Source organism: Neobacillus drentensis, assembly GCF_036965645.1.
GTDB lineage: Bacteria > Bacillota > Bacilli > Bacillales > Cytobacillaceae > Neobacillus > Neobacillus drentensis_D.
The window spans coordinates 1-8,075 of record NZ_JBALPZ010000008.1 but is presented as its reverse complement, the minus strand read 5'-3'; the positions used below and the strand labels follow the sequence as shown (position 1 = coordinate 8,075).

8 protein-coding genes are annotated in these 8,075 nt (G+C 44.0%); all 8 read left to right on the top strand.

Annotation, left to right across the window (positions count from 1 at the left end; genetic code table 11):
• Positions 1–268: 268 nt before the first annotated feature.
• The 8 genes from V7266_RS01505 (at position 269) to V7266_RS01475 (ending at position 7,718) form a co-directional block, all read left to right on the top strand.
• Positions 269–2,251 carry an outer membrane protein assembly factor BamB family protein gene (locus tag V7266_RS01505; protein WP_335465467.1) on the top strand — a complete coding sequence of 661 codons (1,983 nt, stop codon included), beginning with the start codon at positions 269–271 and terminating at the stop codon, positions 2,249–2,251.
• Between the two features lie 219 nt (positions 2,252–2,470).
• On the top strand, positions 2,471–2,563 hold the full coding sequence (gene pqqA / locus V7266_RS30680) for a pyrroloquinoline quinone precursor peptide PqqA (RefSeq protein ID WP_412759017.1): 93 nt from the start codon (positions 2,471–2,473) through the stop codon (positions 2,561–2,563).
• A 57-nt stretch (positions 2,564–2,620) separates the two neighbouring features.
• Positions 2,621–2,860 (top strand): hypothetical protein, encoded by a 240-nt coding sequence (locus V7266_RS01500; protein ID WP_335465466.1) that lies wholly within the window; start codon positions 2,621–2,623, stop codon positions 2,858–2,860.
• Positions 2,850–3,782, top strand: a complete 933-nt coding sequence (gene pqqB, locus V7266_RS01495) for a pyrroloquinoline quinone biosynthesis protein PqqB (RefSeq protein ID WP_335465470.1) — start codon at positions 2,850–2,852, stop codon at positions 3,780–3,782. The genes V7266_RS01500 and pqqB overlap by 11 nt, the downstream gene beginning before the upstream one ends.
• A gap of 3 nt (positions 3,783–3,785) precedes the next feature.
• Positions 3,786–4,523, top strand: coding sequence for a pyrroloquinoline-quinone synthase PqqC (gene pqqC, locus V7266_RS01490; protein WP_335465465.1), 738 nt, complete (start codon positions 3,786–3,788; stop codon positions 4,521–4,523).
• Between the two features lie 39 nt (positions 4,524–4,562).
• Positions 4,563–4,883 (top strand): pyrroloquinoline quinone biosynthesis peptide chaperone PqqD, encoded by a 321-nt coding sequence (pqqD, locus tag V7266_RS01485; protein WP_335465464.1) that lies wholly within the window; start codon positions 4,563–4,565, stop codon positions 4,881–4,883.
• Entirely contained in the window at positions 4,864–6,006 is a 1,143-nt protein-coding gene (gene pqqE, locus V7266_RS01480; protein WP_335465463.1) for a pyrroloquinoline quinone biosynthesis protein PqqE, read from the top strand. The genes pqqD and pqqE overlap by 20 nt, the downstream gene beginning before the upstream one ends.
• Positions 6,007–6,473: 467 nt before the next feature.
• The gene (locus tag V7266_RS01475; protein WP_335465462.1) at positions 6,474–7,718 is read left to right on the top strand and encodes an MFS transporter; all 1,245 of its coding nucleotides are present in this window, start codon (positions 6,474–6,476) and stop codon (positions 7,716–7,718) included.
• Positions 7,719–8,075: the final 357 nt, after the last annotated feature.

The following is an 8,075-nucleotide window of genomic DNA, read 5'->3' as shown; positions in this document are numbered from 1 at the left end:
GAGAAAGTCTTCATTCAATCACCATCCTGAGATTCTTTAAATTTATTTCAAATATAGAATGTCTCCACATTTGGTAAATATTCCTCATCCACCATTTAAAAAAACCATTTAATGTAAATGACTTATTGCATAATTAAGGAAACTTTTACTCAATATAGAAAAAAGAGTGAGGACCAATAATGTAGGGTTCTCCCCGGATGGGAAAATTCAGAGCAACCAAAAATAGAGGCAATCACTCTGAACTTATACACATAAGGAGGGTCTTTTTTTGATTCGTTATTTAAAAACAATATTCGTAGCTTTATTGGCGGTAGTATTAATTGTTGCCTGTCAGCAGAAACCTGCAAAAAAACAGGACACTGCAAAAAAACAAACGACCAGTTCCGAAAAGGATAACGGTTTCCCACTTTGGGGGTATGACTTACAACAATCTCGGCATGTCCCTTATAACAAGATTACAAAAGACAATGTGAAGGATTTAGGTATTGTCTGGCAGGCAGATTTGGCAAATTGGGATAAGAAGATTCCTAATGCCTCTGAGGATTTTCCAGTAGTGAAAGATGGTGTCATGTATGTCACGACATCCATGAACCGAGTGTTTGCCATCGATGCCTCAAATGGGAAGAAAATTTGGCAATGGACGCCGCCAAAAGATGTACTTGACCATCTTGACCATGCGGATCTAAGCCTACTAGAAGTGGTTGCCAGCCGGGGTGTGGCTGTTGAGGAAGGCAATGTGTTTGTCCTTATTGCGGATAATCGCTTAGCCAAGCTTAATGCGAAAGACGGAAAATTGATTAAAATGATCAACCTTTGGGATACAATACCAGGAGTCAAGCTTGAAAACCGATATTATGAAACAATGGCGCCAATGTACTATAAAGGAAACGTCTATGTGGGAAGCAGCGGCGGTGATAATGGTATTCGAGGCTTTGTGATGGCATATAAAGCAAGTGACTTGACGCCAGCCTGGGATGGACCCTTCTGGACAGTCCCTGAGAAGGGGGAAGATTGGGTAAAGGGCAAATATACAGGAGGCGGAGCCGTCTGGGGACAGATTGCATTTGACCCGGATTCTGACGTGATGTATTTTGGCACGGGTAACCCTGCTCCTGACTTTTTTAAGAAAATTCGCCCAGGTAAAAACCCTTATACAGACTCGGTCGTTGCTCTTGAAAGTAAAACAGGCAAATTGATTTGGGCAAATTCGGAAATGGATGAAGAGGACGAATGGGATTATGATGCGACCTCAACTCCGATGATCCTTAATGCTACGGTCAACAACAAAAAGCAAAAAATCGTCGTACACGGCGGAAAGAACGGAAAATGGTTTGCGTGGGATGCCAAAACAGGAGATACCATTTATAATGGCGTTCCATTTGTCAAAATCCAGCACACCACACAGCCAACGGATCCAAATAAACCGGCGATGCAATGGCCAGGAGCAGAAGGCGGACAAAACTATGCTCCGGAAACCTATGATCCTAAAACCAATTATGTATTGATTCCTGGTATTAATAAGCCATCTTTAGAGGTTGCAGCGAAAGATGAAAATGAAGTCGAGCAAAAAAATGGTTTATTCCCAGGAACTGCGATAACGTTGGGGCCAAAAGGTGAAGACATATCCGGTACTATCACCGCCATTGATGTGAATACTGGCAAGCATGCCTATCAGAATAAGACTAAACAACCAATGCGCGGAGGGTTTACAAGTACAACTACAGGACTTGCTTTTTACGGCGAATTGGATGGAACGGTAAATGCCCTTGATATTAAAACTGGAAAGGTCTTATGGAACATGAAAAGCGGCGGAGCTCAGATTATGATGGCGCCGGCAATTTATATGGATAGTGGTAAACAATACGTTACTTTTGTTACTGGAACAAAGGTTGTAACCTACGGACTGGGGGGGGATAAATCTGTAACTCCTTCAAAAGATCCAGGGGGCGCAGACCCAGAAGGCCAAGGGAAATCTGATAACGCCAATCATGGCAGCCACGGGAATAAAGAAAAAGATAAGAAGCAGCCTGCTGCTATGAATGCTGAAGTCATTTACAAAAAGAGCTGTATGTCCTGTCATGGTGGAAATCTTGAGGGAGGTGCAGGTCCTGACCTTAGACATGTTGGAGTATCCATGACTGAAGAGGAGATATTAAATCAAATCATTAACGGAGGCGGACGTATGCCTGGAGGTCTTGTTGATAAGGATCAGGCTGAAGTATTGGCAAAGTGGCTGTCTCAGAAGAAGTAATTTAATAGAACTAAGAAAACCTGAGTTAACGGACTCAGGTTTTTTTTATTATCCTGTGCTTCCAAGCTTGTCCTTTTTTGTGGCATTTTGCAAAATAAGGGCAGTTATGGACAACTATAAGTTGAAATTTTAGTTATTTTGGTGTTTTCGCTGACATAAGATTGTTTTGAAAGGTAAAATCAGACACTCTTTTGAAAAATAATCATAATTGAAAGTGTCATGAAAGGGGGGGATCACATGTGGATCAAGCCTGATTACGAAATAATCAACACTTCTTGCGAGGTGACGATGTATTCCTACATTGGCAAGTAGCTCGAGACTGGTTGCCTCTTGTTCATGATTTTAATTAAAGCATGGAGGGTGAGCCAAATGAATCGATACTTAAAATCAGTGATGGGTATGATGATCGGGGGTGCTACAGCAGGTGGCTGGCTGCTTGTTGATCTCCTGCTACCTGATCCAATAGGGGATTATTTGCTATATATCCTAATGGCTGTGGTGAATATGGCGATAGGGTGGCAGGTTGCAAGGTTTTTTGGAAAAACGCGGAATATGGAAAAAAACAATGCCCGCATCGAACGGAAAGGACTGAAACCAAATTCGAATTAGAGTATTAGGAGCAGCGGCCGGAGGAGGCTTTCCGCAATGGAACTGTGCCTGTCCCAACTGTCGGGCAGTCCGCTCAGGAAACACTGCACTTCGGCCGTTATTACAATCTTCGCTTGCGGTAACTGCCAATGAAAAGGACTGGTACCTCATCAATGCAGGACCGGATATTCTCAGGCAAATTGAATCGTTTGCTTCCCTAAATGCAGGTCCAGGCATAAGAGAAACCCCTCTTGCCGGTGTTTTTTTAACCGATGCGGAGCTCGACCATACGATCGGGCTTTTGTCACTGCGGGAGGGCTCCAGTCTGACGATTTATGGAACCGAGATGGTACGAAGCTGCTTGCAATCCGCATTTCCTGTGTTTCCAATGCTAAAAAACTATTGTTCCTTGGAATGGCAGTCTCTTGATCCAGGCATTCGGCAAAAGGTGGGACCATTACATGAAGGAGAAGGAGGAACCATCATCGTTGAGCCGGTTCCCGTTTCGAAAAAACCGCCGCTCTATGCCAAGTCGACCCAAGAGCTGGACTGTCATGAAGAGATTTGGGAGGTTGGACTGGTTCTTCATAATGAGAATTCGGGCAGGTGTCTTGCATTCTTCCCTACATTAGAAAAGATCACTCCGGCTATAGAAGCTTGTTTAAAGAAAGCCGATATCCTGATGGTAGATGGAACTTTTTGGTCGGAAGATGAATTAACCGGGATGGGGGCAGCCTCTCGCGACGCAAGAAGCATGGGCCACTTACCGATTAGCGGACCATCAGGTACCTTGGAGTTATTAGCTTCTTTCCCGGCAGAGAGAAAAATTCTAATCCACATTAACAACAGCAACCCTATTTTGAAAAAGGACTCAGTGGAGAGGTATACAGTGGAGCGGCTTGGTATTGAAGTCGCCTATGATGGTATGGAATTGGAGGTGTGACGTTTGCTGGATCAAAAAGGGTTCGTTAGCCGTGATAAAAAAAGGGAAGAGCTTTGGCCGGCGGATGAATTCACGGGGCGGCTTAGGAATGTAGGGCGTTCTTCCTATCATGACAAACATCCATTTCATATCGTAATGCACCAAGGAAACTTAAGCAAAGAACAGATTCGCGGCTGGGTGGCCAACCGATACTACTACCAGAAATCAGTCCCAATTAAAGATGCAGCCATCCTGTCCAATCTGCCGTCAAGGGAACTGAGGCGAGAGTGGATTGGCCGCATTCTTGATCATGACGGAAGGCCTGGAGAAGATGGCGGTATTGAAGCATGGCTGCGGCTGGGAGAAGCGGTAGGATTGTCTCGGGAAGAAGTCATACGGGAGGAGCATGTGGTCCCCGGCGTTCGATTTGCTGTGGATGCCTATGTGAACTTTGCTCGGACAAAACCGTGGATTGAAGCTGTTGCCTCCTCGCTGACAGAATTGTTTTCGCCTGACCTTATCTCAAAAAGGATAAAAGTTTTTGAGCAGCTGTATCCTTGGATTGACCGTTCAGGGCTTGATTATTTTCAAAGCCGCTTGACTCAGGCACCTTGTGATTCGGATGTAGCCCTCAGACTTGTATTAACCCAATGTCGAACACCGGAAGCACAACAGCGGGCTGTCAATGCCTTGCGGTTCAAATGTGATGTATTATGGGCACAGCTTGATGCGATCGAAAAGGCCTATCCCTCTAAACAGTGAACTGGGAAAAATAAATGATTGGTGGTGGAGTCTATTTTTGTGGCTGGCAGTCTTCCAAAACTCGCTGCAAAGGCGCGATTAAAATTTGATAAGGTGAGAGAAAAACATCTCCTTTTGCTACCGGAAAAGGTTGTAGTCCTAAACGAAACTGCCGCATCAATCCTTCGTTTATGTGACGGCAGCCGGACCGTAAACACCATCACTGAAGACATCAGGACTTCTCTAATGGCAGGCTCAGAAACAAAGAGTTCGGGTGCCTTGCCCGATTTGAAAACAGTGGAGGCAGACATTTCCGAATTTTTACGGGAGATGGCGGATCAGGGATGGGTGGTGATTCAGCATGAAAACGAAGAGCCATAGTGGGGTTCACCCCCCTTATTCGCTGCTTGCTGAATTAACCCATCGCTGTCCTTTGAATTGTCCGTATTGTTCAAACCCTATTGAAATGGCAAAGGAAGCCATGGAACTTTCAACGGAGGAATGGAGCCGGGTTTTGTCCGAGGCTGCCGAATTGGGAGTAGTAGAAGTTCATTTTTCTGGCGGCGAACCGCTTTTGCGGGATGACCTGGAACCCCTTATCAGCCAAGCTGCTGGACTAGAGATGTATGTCAATCTCATTACAAGCGGCATTGGCTTAACAACGGAAAAAGCGATTCGGCTTAAGGAAGCTGGTTTAGCAAATGTGCAGGTGAGCTTTCAAGCAGCAGAAGCGAAGCTTTCTGATCGGATCGGCGGATACAAAGCCTTTGAGAAAAAACGGGAAGCGGTCACTGCTGTAAAACAGGCAGAATTGCATTTGTCATTAAATGTGGTGTTACACCGAATGAATCTTGATCAGGTGGGGGAGATCATCCAGCTTGCGGAAGAACTGGGAGCCGAGCGGTTGGAGCTGGCGAACACCCAGTATTATAACTGGGCACTGCTGAATCGGGAGAAACTGCTGCCAAGCAGGGACCAGATTGAGCGTGCAAGTGCAGTCTATGAAGCCGCAAAAGCAAGACTGAAGCGGAAAATGGAAATTATTTGGGTTATTCCTGATTATTATGCATCTGCACCCAAGCCTTGCATGGGGGGATGGGGAGCTATTGGTCTAACGGTAGCTCCGAATGGAGTTGCCCTTCCGTGTCCAACCGCCGGGATTATAAAAGGGTTATCTTTTGAAAATGTCCGTAAGTCTTCGCTAGGATATATTTGGTATGAATCAGAATCTTTTAACCGTTTCCGGGGGGAAGAATCGATGCCCAAAGCTTGTCTTACCTGTGATTTGAGGCAGCAGGATGGAGGAGGGTGCCGCTGTCAGGCTTTTGCCTTAACGGGAGATGCTTATGCGATGGACCCAGTCTGCCAATGGGCACCAGAACATCATTTAATTGAAAAAGCTGTACAGGATGCCAACAGCAAACCGGTTGAATCATCATCAGCCCTAATCTATCGAAGGTATTCTCAGGACCGATCTTCAATAAAACGGTTATTAAAAAAATAGGCGTTGCCAAAGTGGTGCTGCAGGGGACACGTACATACCCTGTAGCATCATTTTTTTTCGACTGTTTTCAACTTTGTATGCATAAGAGGACGAGTTTTAAGAGGTGATGTCATAGATGGAAGCTCTCCTTTCCCGTCCAACCCGAAAACAGGCCCCGATGGTCATAAATTCAACCCTCAAATAAAAAAGGCCAATCCGGCCTCAATCAGTTCAAAATTTATTATAAAAACCACTTAAAAGAATCGAAGTCGCGAGACTAATCATTAATTCCCTTCCATTTACCTGCCATATCGATTCGATCCCTTTCCCTCCTAAAGCTTTACCCTAAATCCCATGTAAACATGTCATTCCACGGTTACCTGTGTTTGTTTATGTCTATGAATAAAGGAAATTAAGAATTGGCACCCTTTTAAGTAGAAACTTTATAACCTAAATATTACCTAAAAAATGAAAAGGTAGTGAACAAAATGAAGTTTACAGGAATTGGTCAAATTCATCCGGTGGTCAAGCGGCTCATGCTGGTAAATTTTATTCGCAGTATTGGACAAGGCATGATGGTAGTGGAATTGGCTTTGTATCTCGATGCGCTGGGGTGGAGCACAGCAGCGATTGGCAGTGTTCTTGCGGCAGGAGGATTGCTCGGTGTTGTCCTTGCACCCTTTATAGGTGTTTATAGTGACAGGCTTGGCAGAAAACCGTTTGTCCTTATTTCTGAACTAGTTACCGCTGGATGTGCACTGGCCGGGGTATTAACCACTAACCCAATTTTATTGTCTATTGCGATTACACTTACCGGATTTGGAAAAGCAGACGCGGGTTCACCCAGTCCATGTGCCCCTGCAGAGCAAGCCTGGTTGGCATCCTTTGTCCCAACAGCAGAACGCGGCAGAGTATACAGTTTGAATAATGCTCTCAGTTTTTTCGGAATGGGGGCGGGAGCAGTGCTAGCGGGGGCTGCATCCTTTTTGAAAACTGGAGTATCTCCTTATCGCCTTCTATTCTGCTATATTCTCGTTGCATCTTTGATCACAGCCTCCATCATTTTAACCATTCAAGGAGGAGAAGCCGAAAACCGCCAAGGAAACAAAAAAGAGGGACGGAGGAATGAAGAAAAGAAAATCTTGCATGAAGAAAATGCAGCGGTATTGAAGCTTGCAGCCATTAACATCCTTAATGGGATTGCCATCGGGTTGACCGGGCCGATGATGTCCTATTGGTTTTCGGCTAAATTTGGGGCAAGCCAAGCTCAAATTGGCAGCACATTGGCTGTTACTTTCTTCATGACCGGAATTACTTCCATTTTACAAGCAAGATTATCTCATAAACATGGGACAATCCGGTCCATTGTTTTCATCCGTTTTATCGGAAGTCTGCTTTTGATTTTGATGCCCTTACTATCATCATACGCACTCGTTTCTGTCATTTATATGCTTCGAACGGCATTAAATCGAGGTACGCAAGGGGCACAGCAGGCGCTAAGTGTGAGTTTAACACGTAACCAGCGGAGCGGCTTTGCGTCAAGCATCAATCTTTTTTCAATGAGGCTGCCCACCTCCATTGGACCGTATATTACAGGCTATCTTTTTGGATTGGGTTCCCTATCTCTGCCTTTTTACATAGCCTCATGTCTACAACTTAGTTTTACTTATTTATACGGCAGACTTTTTTCTTCTTACGATATTCGCATGAAATCGCATGCTTCATCGGGTTGAGAGTCTTAGGTTAAAAATCAGTCCCTGGAGTTTCTGAAAAAAGCCAAAGAACATGTAGACGGTTTAATAAATATATAAATAAGTAAAAGGAGCTCTATAAAGGGGCTGTTGACAATCTAATAGAATTTCCAAAACCTGTGTAGAATTTATTCAATACAGGTTTTTTTATTTTGGGGAATTATATTGACTATGGGCTGTAAAGATGAATACCAAATAAAATTGGAGTTTATTTATTTAAATGTTTTTGTTCCTTCGAATCATATTCTTCGCAAAATAAACAAAAGATTGATATCTCTTTTATATATAACAAAATGGAAAAGTTTTTTATTAACAATATTCAAGTATAAGGAATATGAT

Bases quoted from the DNA above. Each gene is read 5' to 3' on its own strand.
- pqqE (WP_335465463.1), top strand. From the start codon at position 4,864: ATGAAAACGAAGAGCCATAGTGGGGTTCACCCCCCTTATTCGCTGCTT.
- V7266_RS01500 (WP_335465466.1), top strand. From the start codon at position 2,621: ATGAATCGATACTTAAAATCAGTGATGGGTATGATGATCGGGGGTGCT.
- pqqA (WP_412759017.1), top strand. From the start codon at position 2,471: ATGAAAGGGGGGGATCACATGTGGATCAAGCCTGATTACGAAATAATC.
- V7266_RS01475 (WP_335465462.1), top strand. From the start codon at position 6,474: ATGAAGTTTACAGGAATTGGTCAAATTCATCCGGTGGTCAAGCGGCTC.